This is a genomic window from Acidovorax sp. YS12, from assembly GCA_021496925.1.
Classification (GTDB): domain Bacteria; phylum Pseudomonadota; class Gammaproteobacteria; order Burkholderiales; family Burkholderiaceae_C; genus Paenacidovorax.
Window position 1 is genome coordinate 1,223,375 of sequence record CP053915.1, and the last position, 16,166, is coordinate 1,239,540.

17 protein-coding genes are annotated in these 16,166 nt (G+C 68.9%); 10 read left to right on the plus strand and 7 right to left on the minus strand.

Annotated features, from left to right (window positions below):
• The first annotated feature begins 111 nt into the window (after positions 1–111).
• From dnaX to YS110_05505, 4 genes are all read left to right on the plus strand, one after another.
• Positions 112–2,013, plus strand: coding sequence for a DNA polymerase III subunit gamma/tau (gene dnaX, locus YS110_05490; protein ID UJB64246.1), 1,902 nt, complete (start codon positions 112–114; stop codon positions 2,011–2,013).
• Positions 2,014–2,045: 32 nt separating this feature from the next.
• On the plus strand, positions 2,046–2,378 hold the full coding sequence (locus YS110_05495; protein ID UJB64247.1) for a YbaB/EbfC family nucleoid-associated protein: 333 nt from the start codon (positions 2,046–2,048) through the stop codon (positions 2,376–2,378).
• Positions 2,379–2,381: 3 nt separating this feature from the next.
• The gene (gene recR, locus YS110_05500) at positions 2,382–2,972 is read left to right on the plus strand and encodes a recombination protein RecR (GenBank protein UJB64248.1); all 591 of its coding nucleotides are present in this window, start codon (positions 2,382–2,384) and stop codon (positions 2,970–2,972) included.
• A gap of 81 nt (positions 2,973–3,053) precedes the next feature.
• Positions 3,054–3,479: an MAPEG family protein gene (locus YS110_05505; protein UJB64249.1), complete on the plus strand. Its 426-nt coding sequence runs from the start codon at positions 3,054–3,056 to the stop codon at positions 3,477–3,479.
• A gap of 35 nt (positions 3,480–3,514) precedes the next feature.
• Here YS110_05505 and YS110_05510 read toward each other — a convergent pair whose 3' ends face one another.
• Positions 3,515–5,020, minus strand: coding sequence for a transglycosylase SLT domain-containing protein (locus YS110_05510; GenBank protein ID UJB64250.1), 1,506 nt, complete (start codon positions 5,018–5,020; stop codon positions 3,515–3,517).
• Positions 5,017–5,793 (minus strand): hydroxyacylglutathione hydrolase, encoded by a 777-nt coding sequence (gene gloB / locus YS110_05515; GenBank protein UJB64251.1) that lies wholly within the window; start codon positions 5,791–5,793, stop codon positions 5,017–5,019. The genes YS110_05510 and gloB overlap by 4 nt, the downstream gene beginning before the upstream one ends.
• Here gloB and YS110_05520 point away from each other — a divergent pair.
• The 4 genes from YS110_05520 (at position 5,792) to bamC (ending at position 9,235) form a co-directional block, all read left to right on the plus strand.
• On the plus strand, positions 5,792–6,583 hold the full coding sequence (locus tag YS110_05520) for a class I SAM-dependent methyltransferase (GenBank protein UJB64252.1): 792 nt from the start codon (positions 5,792–5,794) through the stop codon (positions 6,581–6,583). The genes gloB and YS110_05520 overlap by 2 nt on opposite strands.
• Before the next feature lie 2 nt (positions 6,584–6,585).
• A complete protein-coding gene (rnhA, locus tag YS110_05525) occupies positions 6,586–7,035 on the plus strand; it encodes a ribonuclease HI (GenBank protein UJB64253.1) in 450 nt (149 codons plus the stop codon).
• Between the two features lie 156 nt (positions 7,036–7,191).
• Positions 7,192–8,088, plus strand: a complete 897-nt coding sequence (locus YS110_05530; protein ID UJB64254.1) for a 4-hydroxy-tetrahydrodipicolinate synthase — start codon at positions 7,192–7,194, stop codon at positions 8,086–8,088.
• A gap of 43 nt (positions 8,089–8,131) precedes the next feature.
• Positions 8,132–9,235 carry an outer membrane protein assembly factor BamC gene (gene bamC / locus YS110_05535; protein UJB64255.1) on the plus strand — a complete coding sequence of 368 codons (1,104 nt, stop codon included), beginning with the start codon at positions 8,132–8,134 and terminating at the stop codon, positions 9,233–9,235.
• Positions 9,236–9,423: 188 nt separating this feature from the next.
• On the opposite strand, the gene YS110_05540 is transcribed toward bamC, so the two are convergent.
• The 3 genes from YS110_05540 to YS110_05550 form a co-directional block, all read right to left on the minus strand.
• A complete protein-coding gene (locus YS110_05540; GenBank protein UJB64256.1) occupies positions 9,424–9,690 on the minus strand; it encodes a hypothetical protein in 267 nt (88 codons plus the stop codon).
• A 197-nt stretch (positions 9,691–9,887) separates the two neighbouring features.
• The gene (locus tag YS110_05545) at positions 9,888–10,391 is read right to left on the minus strand and encodes a hypothetical protein (GenBank protein ID UJB64257.1); all 504 of its coding nucleotides are present in this window, start codon (positions 10,389–10,391) and stop codon (positions 9,888–9,890) included.
• A gap of 9 nt (positions 10,392–10,400) precedes the next feature.
• Positions 10,401–11,525: a cupin domain-containing protein gene (locus YS110_05550; protein UJB64258.1), complete on the minus strand. Its 1,125-nt coding sequence runs from the start codon at positions 11,523–11,525 to the stop codon at positions 10,401–10,403.
• Between the two features lie 52 nt (positions 11,526–11,577).
• On the opposite strand from YS110_05550, the gene YS110_05555 reads away from it, so the two are divergent.
• The gene (locus YS110_05555; protein UJB64259.1) at positions 11,578–12,102 is read left to right on the plus strand and encodes an FKBP-type peptidyl-prolyl cis-trans isomerase; all 525 of its coding nucleotides are present in this window, start codon (positions 11,578–11,580) and stop codon (positions 12,100–12,102) included.
• A 12-nt stretch (positions 12,103–12,114) separates the two neighbouring features.
• Here YS110_05555 and YS110_05560 read toward each other — a convergent pair whose 3' ends face one another.
• A complete protein-coding gene (locus YS110_05560; GenBank protein ID UJB64260.1) occupies positions 12,115–12,585 on the minus strand; it encodes a glycine zipper 2TM domain-containing protein in 471 nt (156 codons plus the stop codon).
• A 277-nt stretch (positions 12,586–12,862) separates the two neighbouring features.
• Between YS110_05560 and YS110_05565 the strand changes: the two genes are divergently transcribed.
• Positions 12,863–14,695, plus strand: coding sequence for a diguanylate cyclase (locus tag YS110_05565; GenBank protein ID UJB67363.1), 1,833 nt, complete (start codon positions 12,863–12,865; stop codon positions 14,693–14,695).
• A gap of 51 nt (positions 14,696–14,746) precedes the next feature.
• Here YS110_05565 and YS110_05570 read toward each other — a convergent pair whose 3' ends face one another.
• Positions 14,747–16,126: an efflux transporter outer membrane subunit gene (locus tag YS110_05570; GenBank protein UJB67364.1), complete on the minus strand. Its 1,380-nt coding sequence runs from the start codon at positions 16,124–16,126 to the stop codon at positions 14,747–14,749.
• Positions 16,127–16,166 lie beyond the last annotated feature (40 nt).

Here is a 16,166-nt window from a genome sequence, read left to right on the forward strand (position 1 = left end):
GATAGCTTCCAGCGCTTGTCAGCAAAGTGCTGGAGCCCGATTTCATGCCTAAACCTTGCCCCGGCAGGCCCCAGCGGGCCCCGGGATAGGGGCGGCTAGAATCCCCCTCCTATGTCCTATCTCGTACTCGCCCGCAAGTACCGCCCGCGCAATTTCTCGGAAATGGTCGGGCAGGAGCATGTGGTGCAGGCGCTGACCAACGCCCTCACGCAGCAGCGGCTGCACCATGCCTACCTGTTCACGGGTACGCGCGGCGTGGGCAAGACCACCGTGTCGCGCATCCTGGCCAAGTCGCTGAACTGCCAGGGGCCGGACGGCCAGGGCGGCATCACCGCCACGCCGTGCGGCGTGTGCCCGGCCTGCACCGCCATCGACAGCGGGCGCTTTCCCGACTACACCGAGCTGGACGCGGCCTCGAACCGTGGCGTGGACGAGGTGCAGGGCCTGCTGGAGCAGGCGGTGTACAAGCCGGTGCAGGGGCGCTTCAAGGTCTTCATGATCGACGAAGTGCACATGCTCACGAACACGGCGTTCAACGCCATGCTCAAGACGCTGGAAGAGCCGCCCGAGTACCTCAAGTTCGTGCTCGCCACCACCGACCCGCAGAAGGTGCCGGTCACGGTGCTGTCGCGCTGCCTGCAGTTCAACCTGCGGCCCATGGCGCCCGAGACGGTGCTGGAGCATCTCGCGCGCGTGCTGGCGCAGGAGAGCGTGCCCGCCGAGCCCCAGGCGCTGCGCCTGCTGGCGCGCGCGGCGCGCGGCTCCATGCGCGACGCGCTCTCGCTCACCGACCAGGCCATCGCCTTCGGCAGCGGCCAGTTGCAGGAAGCCGGCGTGCGCCAGATGCTGGGCGCCGTGGACCGCTCGCACGTGCTGCGCCTGATCGAAGCCCTGGCGCTCGGCGATGGCCGCGCGGTGGTGGAAACGTCGGACACGCTGCGCGTCAACGGCCTGTCCGCCGCTTCCACGCTGGAAGACATGTGCGCCGTGCTGCAGCGCATGGCCGTGCTGCAGGCCGTGCCGCAAATGGCCGAGGCCATGGACGGCAGCGACCCCGAGGCGGCGCAAACCGTGCGCCTGGCCCAGTTGCTGCCCGCCGACGAAACCCAGTTGCTCTACAGCATCTGCCTGCACGGGCGCACCGAGCTGGGGCTGGCCCCGGACGAATACGCCGCGCTCACCATGGCGCTGCTGCGCCTGCTGGCGTTCAAGCCTCCGGGGTTCGTGCCCGGCAGCGTGGAAAAAAAAACTCTGACGCCGGCTGAACCCGCGCCCCCGGCCGCCACGGCAACGCCTTCCACCAGCGCCGAGCCGGAACCTGCACCGGCCCTCAACGCGGAACCCGAGCCGCCTGCGCCCGCCGATAACGAGGCATTTGGCGCAACCGAAGCCCCCTTCGAGGAATCGTTCACGGCGCCGCAGCCCATGCCAACGGACGCCCCAGCGCCCATTGCCCTGCCCGTGCGCTCCATCGAGGAAGTGGCGCAGCGCGTGCCCGTGGAGCCCCCGGCCGTGCACGAGCCGCCGCCGGTCATGCGCATCCCCGTGCGCGAGACGCCCGAGCCTGGGCCGCGCCTGCAGCCCCAGGGGGCAGGCGGCGCCGCCGCCGCGCGTTTCACGCCCACGCCCGAAGGCACGTTCTGGCACACCACGGTGCAGGGGCTGATCGCGGCGGAGGCCATCACCGCGCTGGTGCGTGAGCTGGCGCTGCAATCCCAGCTCGTGGCCCGCGATGGCGGACACTGGATGATCCGCGTCGAGCGCGAGTCGCTCAACCAGCCCACCGCGCGCGAGCGCCTGCGCGCCGCACTGGAGGCCGCCGGCCACGCGCAGCAGCTCACCGTGGAGGTGGGCACCGTCACCGACACCCCGGCGCGCCGCAACGCCGCCGCCGCCGCCGAGCGCCAGCGCGTGGCCGAAGACATCGTGAACAACGACCCGACCGTACAGGCCCTGGTGCGCGAGCACGGCGCGAAAATCGTGCCCGGCAGCATCAAGCCCGTTCAACCCTAGACCATTCAAAGCACAAAGCAAGGAAACACGCCATGTTCAACAAAGGACAACTCGCCGGCCTCATGAAGCAAGCCCAGGCCATGCAGGAGAACCTCAAGAAGGCCCAGGACGAACTGGGCAACATCGAGGTCGAAGGCGAATCGGGCGCCGGCCTGGTGAAGGTCGTGATGACCTGCAAGCACGACGTCAAGCGCGTGACCATCGACCCCAGCCTGCTGGCCGACGACAAGGACATGCTCGAAGACCTGGTGGCCGCCGCCTTCAACGCCGCCGTGCGCAAGGCCGAGGAAACCTCGCAGGAAAAGATGGGCAAGCTCACCGCGGGCATGCCCGGCCTGCCCGGCGGAATGAAGTTCCCGTTCTGACCCATGGCTGACGCGGGCGCGCTCGATGCGCTGGTCCAGGCCCTGCGCATTCTGCCGGGGGTCGGCATCAAGTCCGCGCAGCGCATGGCGTTCCATCTGCTGCAGCGCGACCGCGCCGGGGCCGGGCAACTGGCCCTGGCCTTGCAGACGGCCGCCTCCTCGGTGCACCACTGCGAGCGCTGCCACACCTTCACCGAAGCGCCGGTGTGCGCCACCTGCCTCGACCCCGCGCGCGACCGTGCCCGGCTGTGCGTGGTCGAGACCCCGGCCGACCAGGCAGCCATGGAGCGCACCGGGGCCTATGCCGGGCTGTACTTCGTCCTCATGGGACGCCTGTCGCCCCTGGACGGCGTGGGGCCCAGGGAAATCGGCCTGACGCAGCTCATCGAGCGGGCCTGCGACGGGCAGGTGCAGGAAGTGATCCTGGCCACCGGCTTCACGGCCGAGGGCGAAGCCACGGCCCATGCCATCAGCGAAGCGCTCAAGCGGCGCGGGCTGCACGTTACCCGGCTGGCGCGCGGCGTGCCGGTGGGCAGCGAGCTGGAATACGTCGATCTGGGTACCATTGCCCATGCGCTGGTGGACCGGCGCTGAGTGCTCCGCGCCTCTCATCGCTCACCTATTCATAGCACCTGGCGCACGGCTGGCGGGCGCTGGAACCCTCAAAGGCTTGAAATGAACACCACCTTGCATGTTGCACGCTTCACGGTGGCCTACTGGTGCGTGCTGGTGGCGGCCGTGCTGCCGCTGGCGTGCGCCTTGCTGGCCAAGCGCGCGGGCATGGGCAGATCCTCCCGCGAGGGCGGCTACGACAACCACGACCCGCGCGGCTGGCTGGCGCGCCAGACGGACTGGCGCGCCCGCGCCAATGCGGCGCAGGCCAACAGCTTCGAGGCGCTGCCGTTCTTCATTGGCGCGGTCGTCATCGCCCATCAGCTGGGCGCGCCCCAGACCCCGCTGGATCTGCTGGCGTGCCTGTACATCCTGCTGCGAGGCTTCTACATCATGATGTACGTGGCCGACATGGCCACGGCGCGCAGCGCCGTGTGGGGCGCAGCCTTTCTGGTGAACATCGGCATTTTCTTCATCGGCTACCGCTGACGGCCGCCGGCGCCACGGCCAGCGAGCCCGATGCCTCAGCGTCGCTTCACCTTCGAGGGCGTGCCGCCCCGGCGCTTGGGCTTGCTCTCCTTGGCCGGCGCCTGGGCGGTCTTGCGCGTGCCGCCGCTGCCCTTGCCGGCGCTGGCACGCACGGGCAGGTGCAGCACCACCTGCTGGCCCGCCTTGAAGGCAGCGCCCAGCTTCACGTCGTTCCAGTCCGCCACGCTGGCGGCACTCACCCGGTAGCGCTGCGCAATGCTGGCGACGGTGTCGCGCTTGCCAGCGCGCACCGTGGTACGCCTCGTGACGATTTCCGGCGCGAGCGCGAGCTGGCCGTTGTCGGCCAGGCGGCTGTTCACGTCCTCCTGGATGGCGCTGCCGCGCGGCACGATCAGGGCCGAGCCGGCCTTGATGAGCATGCGGGGAGGGATGTCGTTGAGGCTGCGCAGCGCGCTTTCGCTCATGCCCACGCGCTGCGCTGCGTCGGTCACGCTGAGGGTGCGTGGCGCGGTCCAGACGGTCCAGCTCGCGTACTGGCCCTGGTCATAGGCCTCCAGGTTGCGGCGGAACACCTGGGCGTTGTCCCAGGGCAGCAGAACCTGCGGCGTGCCTGCTGCGAAGATCACCGGCTTGTTGAGCGACGGGTTCAGCGCGCGGAAGTCCTTGAGGTCCACGCTGGCCAGCCTGGCCACCAGTTCCACGTCGATGTCCCGGTCGATCTCCACGCTCTGGAAATAGGGGTGGTTGGCGATCAGCGGCAGCTCGGCGCGGAAGCTGTCCGGGTCGGCCACGATGTTCTTCACCGCCTGCAGCTTGGGCACGTACAGGCGGGTCTCGGCGGGCATGTTCAGCTCGGTGTAGCTGGTGCCCAGGCCCAGGCGCTGGTTGCGGGCGATGGCCCGGCTCACGCTGCCCTCGCCCCAGTTGTAGGCGGCCAGGGCCAGGTGCCAGTCGCCGAACATGCCATAGAGCTTTTGCAGGTAGTCCAGCGCCGCGCGGGTGGAGGCGAGCACGTCGCGCCGGTCGTCGCGGAAGGCGTTCTGCTTGAGGTCGAAGTAGGTGCCCGTGGCGGGCATGAACTGCCACATGCCGGCGGCCTTGGCGCTGGAGACGGCCTGCGGGTTAAAGGCGCTTTCGATGTACGGCAGCAGCGCCAGCTCGGTCGGCATGCCGCGGCGCTCCAGTTCCTCGACGATGTGGAACAGGTACTTGCTTGAGCGCTGCGTCATGCGCAGGATGTAGTCGGGCCGGGTGGAGTACCACTGCTCGCGCTCCTGCACCAGATCGGTCTGCAAATCGGGCATGGCGAAGCCGCGGCGGATGCGCTCCCACAGGTCGGCAGGCGGCGTCAGCGAGGCCACGCCGGCGCGGCGCGCCTGCGCCGGTGTGATGGGCTGCAGGGGCTGCGAGGGGATGAGGCTGGTGGAGGTGCTTTTCAGCTCCGCAGCGGCTTCGCCGGAGGGGTTGCCACCGCCCTGGGTGGTGGCGCAGCCCGTGAGCCACAGCAGGCCGGCGAGCAAGAGAACGTGCAATGACTTCATCGAAAATCGTTTTTCCAAGCACGCAGCGCGGCCAGCACCGCAACTGCATTGTGGGGATCCACCTGGGGGTCATGCGCCTGGGCGCTGGCAGCCACCGCCTTTTCGCGCGTGCGCAGGAAAGGGTTGATGGCACGCTCCTGGCCCATGCGCGCGGGCAGCGTCGGCAGGCCCTGCGCGCGCAGGGCCTCGCAATCGGCCTGGTAATGGAGCAGCGCTGCGTTGCCAGGTTCCACGGCATGCGCGAATCGCAGGTTGGAAAGTGTGTATTCGTGCGCGCAGCACACACGGGTGTCGTCCGGCAGCGCCGCCAGTTGGTCGAGCGAGGCCAGCATCTGGGCCGGCGTTCCCTCGAACAGCCGGCCACAGCCGCCGGAGAACAGCGTGTCGCCGCAAAAGAGCAGCGGCGCGGCATCGCCCGGCGCGGCGTAGTAGGCGATGTGCCCGGCCGTGTGGCCCGGAACGTCGAGCACCTGCCAGGAGTATCCCAGGAGATCCAGGCGCTGGCCCTGGGCCAGGCCGGTGAAGGGCCCCGGGATGGCTTCGCGCGCCGGGCCATACACGGGCGCCCGGGTCGCCTCGCGCAGCCGTGCCACGCCGCCGACATGGTCGCCATGGTGGTGGGTGACTAGAATGGCCTGCAACTGCAGCCGGTGGCTTTGCAAGGCCTGCAGCACCGGCGCGGCATCGCCTGGATCGACCACGAGGGCCTCGCGCCCATCGTGCAGCATCCAGATGTAGTTGTCGGCAAAAGCAGGCAGTGGCAGCAAATACATGAGCGACGAAATTATAGGTTTGCACCATTGGTTCGAGTCCGCCCCGGGCCGTTACCTGCTCGAATGGGAACAGGCGCGCCTGGACGATACCGTGGCCGATGTCTTCGGCTACCACGCATTGCAGCTGGGCATGCCCTGGCTGCAGGGGCTGCGCGCCAACCGCATGCCGCACCGCTGGCTGGCGCTGGGAATGGAATACCAAACACAGCCCGTGCAGCAGCCTGCGCTGTGGGCCGATCCCGTGGCCCTGCCCTTTCCTGCCAACAGCCTGGATCTGGTGCTCCTGCCCCACGCCCTGGAGCACAGCCCCGACCCGCATGCAGCGCTGCGTGAGGTGGCGCGCGTGCTGGTGCCGGAGGGACGGGTGGTGGTGTGCGGCATCAACCCGGCCAGCCTGTGGGGGTTGCGCCAACGGCGCGCACGCCTGTGCCAGCGCCTGGGCTGGGGCCAGCTGTACCTGCCGGATGCCGGCGAGTTCATCGGTTACTGGCGCCTGCGCGACTGGCTGCGGCTGCTCGACTTCGAGGTCGAGAGCGCCAGCTTCGGCTGCTGGCGCCCCGCCGTGCGCAGCAGCCAATGGCTGGAGAGATTTCGCTGGTTTGACGCCTGGGGCAGGCGCTGGTGGCCGATACTCGGGGCCGCTTATTTCGTGGTGGCGGTCAAGCGCGTACATGGCATGCGCCTGCTGGAGCCCGCATGGCGCGGCCAGCGCCAGCGTGCCGGGGCTTCCGTGCCGCTGGTCAGCCGCGCACCGGGCTCTTGGGCCGGCCACCACCTTCACAAGGACTGAGTTTGAACCAAGTCGAGATCTATACCGATGGCGCCTGCAAGGGCAATCCAGGGCCCGGAGGCTGGGGCGTGCTGCTGCGCGCGGGCAGCGTGGAAAAAGAGTTGTTCGGCGGTGAGCTGGGTACCACCAACAACCGCATGGAACTGCAGGCCGTGATCGAAGCCCTGTCCGCACTCAAGCGTCCCTGCGCCGTCACGCTGTACCTGGACAGCGAGTACGTGCGCAAAGGCATCACCGAATGGATCCATGGCTGGAAGGCCAAGGGCTGGCGCACAGCGTCCAAGCAGCCGGTGAAGAACGTCGAGCTGTGGCAGCAGCTCGACCACCTCGTGGGCCAGGCGGGCCACCGCATTGAGTGGCGCTGGGTGAAGGGCCACGCGGGCGACCCTGGCAACGAGCGTGCCGATGCCCTGGCCAACAAGGGCGTGGACCAGGCGCTGGGACGGCGGTAGAGCGGCAGCACGGACCGCCATGGCGAGCCCGAAGGGCCTTGATGAGGCTTTTGTCGGGGACAAGTTTCATTTTCCAGGCGGACGCAACACCCACGCGAGTGGTTCGTACAGACCATCCCTGGCTAGAATGCTCCTTTACCGTTTTTTCCTGCGGACATGACCTCTCCCAGCGCCCCCCTCACCGGCAGCATCGTCGCCCTCGTCACGCCCATGCACGAGGATGGCAGCGTGGACTACCCCACCCTGCGTACATTGATCGACTGGCACATCCAGGAGGGCACGGACTGCATCGGCGTGGTCGGCACCACCGGCGAGTCCCCCACGGTGAACGTGGAAGAGCATTGCGAGATCATCCGCGTGGCCGTGGAACAGGCCGCCAGGCGCGTGCCCATCATGGCCGGCTGCGGCGCCAACTCGACGGCCGAAGCCATCGAACTGGCCAGGTTCGCCAAGAAGGTCGGTGCCGACAGCCAGTTGCAGGTCGTGCCCTACTACAACAAGCCCACGCAAGAAGGCCAGTACCAGCACTTCAAGGCCATTGCCGAAGCCACCGGCGACCTGCCCATCGTCCTGTACAACGTACCCGGCCGCTCGGTCGCGGACATGCAGCACGACACGGTGCTGCGCCTGGCGCAAGTGCCGGGCGTGATCGGCATCAAGGAAGCCACGGGCAACATCGAGCGTGCCCAATGGCTGATCCGCGACGTGCCCAAGGGCTTTGCCGTCTACTCGGGCGATGATCCGACGGCCGTGGCGCTGATGCTGTGCGGCGGCCAGGGCAACATCAGCGTGACGGCCAACGTGGCGCCGCGCCTGATGCACGAACTGTGCGTGGCCGCCATCGCGGGCGACGCACGCCGCGCCATGCAGATCCAGTTCCAGCTGATGCCAGTGCACAAGCACCTGTTTGTGGAAGCCAATCCCATCCCCGTGAAGTGGGCGATGTCCCGCATGGGCCTGTGCAAGGGCACCATGCGCCTGCCCATGACCCCCCTGAGCACCGCCAACGAACCAGTGGTCGAAGGCGCGCTGCGCGCCGCCGGCCTGCTGTGACCCGGCACCGCTTCACCCGTACCAGACAACCGAGGACGACCGCGTGAACACAACGACCCGTGTAGGCCTGCTGGGCGTAGCCCTGGCCCTGAGCGCCTGCGCCAGCAGCTCCTTCGAAGGCGACAAGATCGACTACAAGAGCGCCGTCAAGGGCTCCACCCTGGAGGTGCCGCCCGATTTGACGCAGCTCTCGCGCGACAGCCGCTACACCACGCCCGACGGTGTGGTATCGGCCGCGGCCTACCAGGCCGGCCAGGATGCCAAGCCGGCCTCGCCCACCGCCAAGACCGGTGCCGTCAGCCTGGGCGATGTGCGCATCGAGCGCGACGGCAACCAGCGCTGGCTGGTAGTCAAGCGCCCGACCGAGGCCCTGTGGGATCCGGTGCGCACCTTCTGGGCCGACAGCGGCTTCAACTTGGCCACGGAAAATCCCGACATCGGCATCATGGAAACCGAGTGGGCCGAGAACCGCGCCAAACTGCCGCAGGATGTGATCCGCCAGACCATCGGCAAGGTGTTCGACTCGCTGTACTCGACGGGCGAGCGCGACAAGTTCCGCACCCGCCTGGAGCGCAACGCCAACGGCGACACCGAGATCTATATCAGCCACCGCGGCATGGTCGAGGTCTACAGCTCGGAGCGCAAGGATTCGACCGTGTGGCAACCGCGTCCGGTCGATCCCGAACTGGAGACCGAATTCCTGCGCCGCCTCATGGTCAAGCTGGGCGTGAGCCAGGAAGAGTCCAAGGCCCTGGCCAGCACCCCTGTGCAGCGCCCGGCCTCGGCGCGTTCCGTGACCTTGAACGGTGCCCCGGCGATCGAAATGGACGAAGGCTTCGACCGCGCATGGCGCCGCGTCGGCCTGTCGCTGGACCGGACCGGCTTCACCGTGGAAGACCGCGACCGCAGCCAGGGGCTGTACTTCGTGCGCTACGTCGACCCCGGCAGCGCCGACAAGAAGGAACCCGGCTTCTTCGGCAAGCTGTTTGGCGGTTCGTCGGCCGCCACCCCGCCGCTCAAGTACCGCGTTCAAGTGCGTGGCGAAAGCGCGAAGTCCACGGTCACGGTGCTCAACGCCACTGGTGCCCCAGACAGCTCCCCCAATGCGGCACGCATCGTCAAGGTGCTCGCCGACGACCTCAAGTAATTCCCCTTTCTCCATCCGTCGATCCAGATCTCGGATCTCGATGAATGGAGAAACGGCATCGCGTTGATGCGCAGTGCCGCGCGGCCTGAAACCCAAACCCCAATAAAAAACCCGATCACAGTTCATGCGATCGGGTTTTTTATTGGCCTGCACCAGGCCCCGCGGAGGCCGTGGTGCAGAGACAGGAATTACTTGGCTTCGGAAGCAGCGCCAGCGGCAGCCGTGGCGGCCGCATCGGCAGCAGCCTTGGCAGCGTCCGCAGCAGCATCCGTGGCGGCGGAAGCGGCAGCCTCGGCAGCGGAAGCCGCTGCTTCGGGAGCGGGGGCCGCTGCTGCGGGTGCTGCTTCAGCGGGGGCAGCAGCAGGAGCCGGTGCCGGAGCGGGTTCTTCCTTCTTGCCGCAAGCAGCGAGGGCAGCAGCAGCGATCACGGCAGCCAGGACGAGGGACTTGTTCATTTCAGTTTCCTAAAAAGGGAGGGAGAGAATCTGGAAATGCCATAACGGCCCGGTTTTCAGCCGCAGTCGCTCTGGCAGAGTCGCTAGGTACGCGAATTTGACTCAGCTCAGAATTATAAGAATATTCTGTCAATAGTGGCTAACACCGAGGGTTAGACCTCACGTTCCAAAACGCAAATTTATGCAAACGCTCGATGCTAAAGCCCCAGGACCGTCGCCGGAAAGCCTGGTGCACTGCGCCGCAGCAGCCACTCATCCAGCGTTTCCCGGAGCAACACCCGGCGATCCGGCTCGTTGCCCGTCACGCCAACGCAGCGCTCGGCATCGAGCCGGTGCAACACCCAGGCAGGGGACCACAACGCGCTCGGCACATCGGCAGGGTTGGCGGCTGGGCTGCGCCGGCAGGTGATCTTGTGGTCCCAGGTGCCACGCCAGCGCACGAAGCGCGCATGGCGGCGCACCACCTCGTCGTAGGTCCGGGCGAGCAGCGTCAGGCGCCGCCCCTGGCGGACCCAGGCATTCAGCGCGTCGATCACCACGCTTTCACCCAACGGCCAGTCCCAGAAATCCGCGTCGCTCAAGACCAGCTCGGACCAGCCTTCGCGCGCGGCGCAATCCAGTGCGGCACGCACCAGTCCCTGGAAATCCTCACGTCCGGCGAAACGCCCCAGGGGCAACAGCGCTGGCTGCGCGTCCGTCATGGCCGCAACTCAGCGGGCGTGCGCCCAGCCCGCCTCGCACCAGGAAGCCAGCAATTCCAGCGCATCGTCGCTGGCCTTTGCCAAGTCAGCGGGGGACAGAGTTCGCGCATCGGCCAGCCGGCGCATCAATGCGGCATCCTTGCCCGAGGCAAGGTAGCTTTCGCCATTGACGAATACGTGCTTGGCGTCGTACATCATGCGCGTGCGCCGGTCGAGCGCCACGGCCTCCATCATGCCCCTGGGCTCGCCCGGCTCGAACCACACGTTCGGCTTGGGCTCGGTCATGTATTCGCCCAGCGCACGCTCCAGTGCCAGGGGCTGGGCCAGTGCACGTTGCAGGGCCTCACGGGCGAATTCCTGGAGTGCGGCGGGAATGGCGCCAGGCTGGCTCACTGCCTCCTGCTGCGGGTCGCGGTAAACGACCGGATGCTTGCCGTCATCCTCTTCATCCTCATCGGTCAGCCGCAGCAGCAACTCGCGCGCCATCTCGCCGCGCTCGGGCGAGCGAAAGCCGATGGAATAGGTCATGCATTCCCCTTCCGCGATGCCGTCGTGCGCCCAGCGCGGCGGCAGGTAGAGCATGTCGCCCGGCTCCAGCACGTACTCCTGCTCCGGCACGAAGTCGGTGAGGATCTTCAGCGGCACGCCCTCCTGCAGGTGCAGGTTCTTCTGGCGCCCGATGCGCCAGCGGCGCTTGCCATGGGCTTGCAGCAGGAACACGTCGTAGCTGTCGAAGTGCGGCCCCACGCCACCGCCGTCCGTGGCATAGCTGATCATCAGATCGTCCAGGCGTGCCTCGGGCACGAAACGGAACTGCTGCATCAGCGCATGCACGGCATCGTCGTGCAGATCCACGCCCTGCACCAGCAGCGTCCAGCGCGGTGTTTGCAGCGTGGGCAAGGCCCGGCGCGCGAAAGGGCCGTGGCGCAGGGTCCAGCCCGCCTCCTGGTGCTGGATCAGGCGCGACTCGACGCCCTCCTGTCCCGCCAGCGCCAGCAACTGCGTGCGCAGAACCGGCGGCGCGAAGCCCGGGATGGCCTGGCGTACCAGCAGGGGCTTCTTGTGCCAGTGGCGCTGCATGAACTGCGCGGGCGTCAGGCCGCCGAGCAGGGTGAGGGGTTGGTCGGTTTTCATGGCAAAGGCAGTCAGCCCCGCGGGGCATGGGTCAAGCTGCGACAATTCTCCTATGGAAATCACCCCCCAATGCGTGGTCGCTTTGACCTGGATCTTGAAAGACACACTGGACGAGGAACTGGACGTCCTGGCCGAGCCCGTCGAGTTTCTCGTGGGCGGCGACGATCTGCTCGCCCGCATCGAGGAAGCCCTGCAGGGCCACCGTGCGGGCGCCACCGTGGCGCTGCACCTGGAGCCCGAGGAAGCCTTCGGCGACTACCAGGACCAGCTCATCTTCCTGGAACCCCGGGGGCTGTTCCCCGATGCGCTGGAGGAAGGCATGACGTTCGAAGGCAGCGCCCTGCCCCAGGGCTGCAGCCCGGCCGCACCGCGCGATTCCCTCTACACCGTGACGGACATCTACCCCGAGCATGTGGTGCTCGACGGCAACCACCCGCTCGCCGGCATCGCCCTGCGGCTGACCCTGATGGTGCATGGGGTGCGCGAGGCGACCGAGGAAGAGATCGGCAGCGGCTCTGCGGGCACGGGGTTCTTTCGCATTCAGCCCGGTGCCGCAGGAAGCGGCCTGCTGCACTGAGCCAGAGCTGCGTCAATAGCGCGAGATCTGTCCATTGACCATGCGCACGCGGTCGCCCACGCGCAGGTCGCCGGGCGAGCTGACATCGTAGGCGCGCATGCCGCCCTGGTCGAGCTGGATGCTGATGCGGTAGGCCTGGGTATAGCCCTGGTTCATGCGCCCTTCGATGGTGTTGCCCGCCACGGCACCGCCCACGGCGCCCAGCACCGTGGCGGCCGTGCGGCCGCTGCCGCCGCCGATCTGGTTGCCCAGAATGCCCCCCACCACGCCGCCGAGCACGGCACCGCCGCCCGAGGTGTTGCCGCCCTGCGGCACCTGCATGACGTCGATGCGCGAGACACGGCCATACTCGGTCGGGTAGGCCTGCTGCGGGTACGAAGGATAGGACTGGTGGTGCTGGCGCGGCGGCGCGGCGCATGCCGCCAGCGTGGAGGCCAGCACGATGCTGGAGATCAGGGATACACCGCGAGGGATGGAAGGCATGGAATTCTCCTGTGTTGTGGCAGCCGCCGGTTTCGGTGGCGCTGCGCTTGGTGGGTGGGATGGGCCCTTCGCGGCAATGTTCCCATGATTTTGTTGCAGAGTTGCACATGCCGGCCCGCCTGCCCTGGGGGCATCGGTGCCGCCAGGCCTTCCAGCGCTACCATGCGCCAAGACAAACCATCGCCCGCCCCAAAGCCTGGAAAGCCACGCCATGACGCCCCACCCGCCAGGTGATGACCCCGGCCGCGATGCGCCTGCCGCCCCGTGGCGTGGCCGCATGGCCGCACCATGGCGCTTCACCGTCGTGCTGGTGTGCGCCCTGGCCGTGGCCGGCATCTGGCTGGCCACGCTGCAGCGCATCACATTCGAGCGCGAGCAGGCCGCCAGCGCGGCCATGCAATCCAATGCCAACCTGGCGATCGCCTTCGAGCAGCAGATGTTCCGCACCCTCAAGGCGGCGGAGCAGATCGCCGCCTTCGTGCGCGAAGAATACCTGCGCAGCGGCCCCGGCATCCCGCTGCAGCGGTGGGTGCAGGACGATGTGATCCGCGAGGAAATGTTCACCATCGTCAGCGTGGTGGACGAAGCCGGGAACGTCGCCGCCAGCAGCCGCCCGCCCACGGGCCCGGTGAACTATGCCGACCGCGATTTCTTCATGGCGCAGCACAACGAGCGGCCCGACCACCTCTTCGTCAGCCCGCCGGTGCTGGGCCGCATCTCGGGCCTTTGGCAGGTGCCGATGTCGCTGCGCATCACGCGCCCGGACGGCAGCTTCGGCGGGGTGGTGGTCATGTCGGTCGATCCGTCCCACCTCACCGACTTCTACCGCCAGGCGCGCCTGGGCACGCAGGGCCTGCTGGAAGTGAGTGGCCTCGACGGCATGGTACGCGCCCGGGAAACCGGCGGACAAGCCCGCTTCGGCATGCCGGCGCACGCCATGCCCTGGATGCAGCGCCAGGCCGCCATTCCCGAGGGCAGTTTCGTGGACAGCGGCCAGGCCAGCGACGGCGTGGCGCGCATCGTCAGCTACCGCACCATGCGCGACTATCCCCTGGTGCTCGCCGTGGGCACGGCCTATGCGCAGGCCATGGCGCCGGCGCAGCAGCGCCGCAGCAGCTACCTCGCCGTCGCCGGCGGCGCCACGGCGACGCTGCTGGGCGGCACCGGGCTGCTGCTGTGGGTGCTGGCACGCCAGCGCCGCGTGGCGCAGGCCCTGCACGCCAACGAGGCGCTGTTCCGCGCCACCTTCCACCAGGCGGCCATGGGCATCGCGCACATCACGCCGCAGGGGCAGATCCTGCGCGCCAACGAGAAATACTGCCGCATGCTGGGCTACGACGGCGAGGCGCTGCGCACGCGCACCCTGTTCGACCTCAGCGAAGGGCCAGCCCGCGACGCCGCCCGCCAGTTCCTGGCCGAGCGCCTGGCCGACCACTCCCAAGCGCTTTCGCCGGAGATCGAGAAGCCCTACCTGCGCAAGGACGGCTCGACCCTGTGGGCCTGCGAGGCGCTGGGCGTGGTGCGGGACGCCGGCGGCAAGCCCGACTTCCTGGTGGCGGTGGTCCAGGACATCACCGCGCGCAAGAACCTGGAGGCGCGCCTGGCGCACGACGCGCGCCACGACGCCCTCACCGGCCTGCCCAACCGGCTGCTGTTCCAGGACCGCTTCACGCAGGTGCTCGATTCGGCGCGCCGCCATGGCCGGCGCGCCGCCGTGCTTTACCTGGACCTCGATGGCTTCAAGGCCGTGAACGACCTGCACGGCCACGCGGCGGGCGACCTGCTGCTGCGCCAGGTGGCGCAGCGCCTGCAGGGCTGCGTGCGCGCCGAGGACACGGTGTCGCGTTTCGGCGGCGACGAATTCGGCATCGTGCTGGCCACGGCCGACGCAGCGGACGACTGCGCCCAGGTGGCCGCCAAGGTCCTGCGCGTGCTGGCGCTGCCCTTCGACCTGGATGGCGTCCGGGTGCAGGTATCCGCCAGCGTGGGCGCGGCGCTGTTCCCCGACCATGGCGACGACATCGACACGCTGGTGGCGCGCGCCGACGGCGCCATGTACGCGGCCAAGAAGGCCGGCAAGAACCGCTTCTGCAGCCACGCTCCTGATTGAATAGCTGCTAGCGCTTTCTGGATAAGGGTTTGCGCCGTTTTCCATACCCAATCACTGCGCCGCCGCCACCTCCCAGCGCCCCGCCACGTTCTTGAGCAGCGTGGCCGCCGCCGCCAGGCGCCGGTTGCGCACGCCGATCAGGCCGTTCTGCGCCGACAGCACCTGCGCCTGGGCGCTGAGCACGTTCAGGTAGGCCACGGTGCCGGCGCGGTACTGGTTGTTCACCACGTCGAGCGCACGCTGCGCGGCCGCCACGGCCTCGGCCTGCACAGCCTGTTCGCGCTCCAGCGCGGCGCCGGCCACCAGGTTGTCCTCCACCTCCTGCAGCGCCGTCAGCACCGTCTGGCGGTAGCTGGCCGCTGCCTGCGCCTGCGCGGCGCGGGCAGCGTCCACGGCGGCACTGCGTGCCCCGCCGTCGAACAGCGTGGCCGCCAGCGCCGGGCCCAGGGACCAGACCAGGTTGGGCGCGCTCACCAGGTCGCCCCAGGACGTGCCGCGGTAGCCCGCCGAGGCCGAGAGCGTGAGCGCGGGGAAGAACGCCGCACGCGCCGCGCCCACCTGGGCGTTGGCCGCGGCCACGCGCCGCTCGGCGGCGGCGATGTCGGGGCGGCGCTCCAGTAGGCGCGAGGGCAGTTGCGCCGGCACCGGCGGCGGCACGGGCAGCGCGGCCGTGGGCGCCAGGCTGAACGCGGCGGGCGCCTGCCCGGCCAGCGCGGCCAGCGCGTGCTCCAACTGCGCGCGGCTGGTCTGCGCCTCGATGCGCTGCGCCTGGGTGGACAGGTAGGTGGCCTGGGCCTGCGCCACGTCGGCACTGGAGGCCACGCCGGCGCGGTAGCGGTTTTGCGTCAGGTCCCAGTTGCGCTGGTAGGCCGCCAGGGTTTCGCCCAGCAGGCGCTCCTGCGCCTCGGCGGCGCGCAGCGCGAAATAGGTCTGCGCCACACTGGCCTGCACCGACAGGCGCATGGCGGCCAGGTCGTCGGCGCTGGCCTGCAGGCTGGCCTGGGCAGCCTCGGCGCCGGCCGAGAGGCGCCCCCACAGGTCCAGCTCCCAGCCCGCCGCCAGGCCGATGCTGTCGGCCGTGGCGATGCTGCGGCCCGCGCTGCCATTGCTGCGCGCGCGCGTGCTGCCGGCATTGGCCCCGAGCGTGGGCGCCAGCGCGGCGCGGCTGCCGTCCAGCGCCGCATGGGCGGCGCGCAGGCGGGCCAGCGCCAGGGCGATGTTCTGGTTGGCCTGCTGCGCCTGCTGCTGCAGTTGGTCGAGCACCGGGTCGTTGAACAGCCGCCACCAGTCGTCGGGTACGGCATCCTGCGGCTGGGCGGCCTGCCACACGCCGCTGCCCGGCACGCCCTCCTTGAAGGCGGCGGGCACGTCCAGCGCCGGGCGTTCGTAGGGCTGCACCGTGCCGCAGGCCGCCAGCCCTACCAGGTTCATCAGCAAAAAAGCCCTCCAGCCCTTGCTGGTCAAGCGCTGG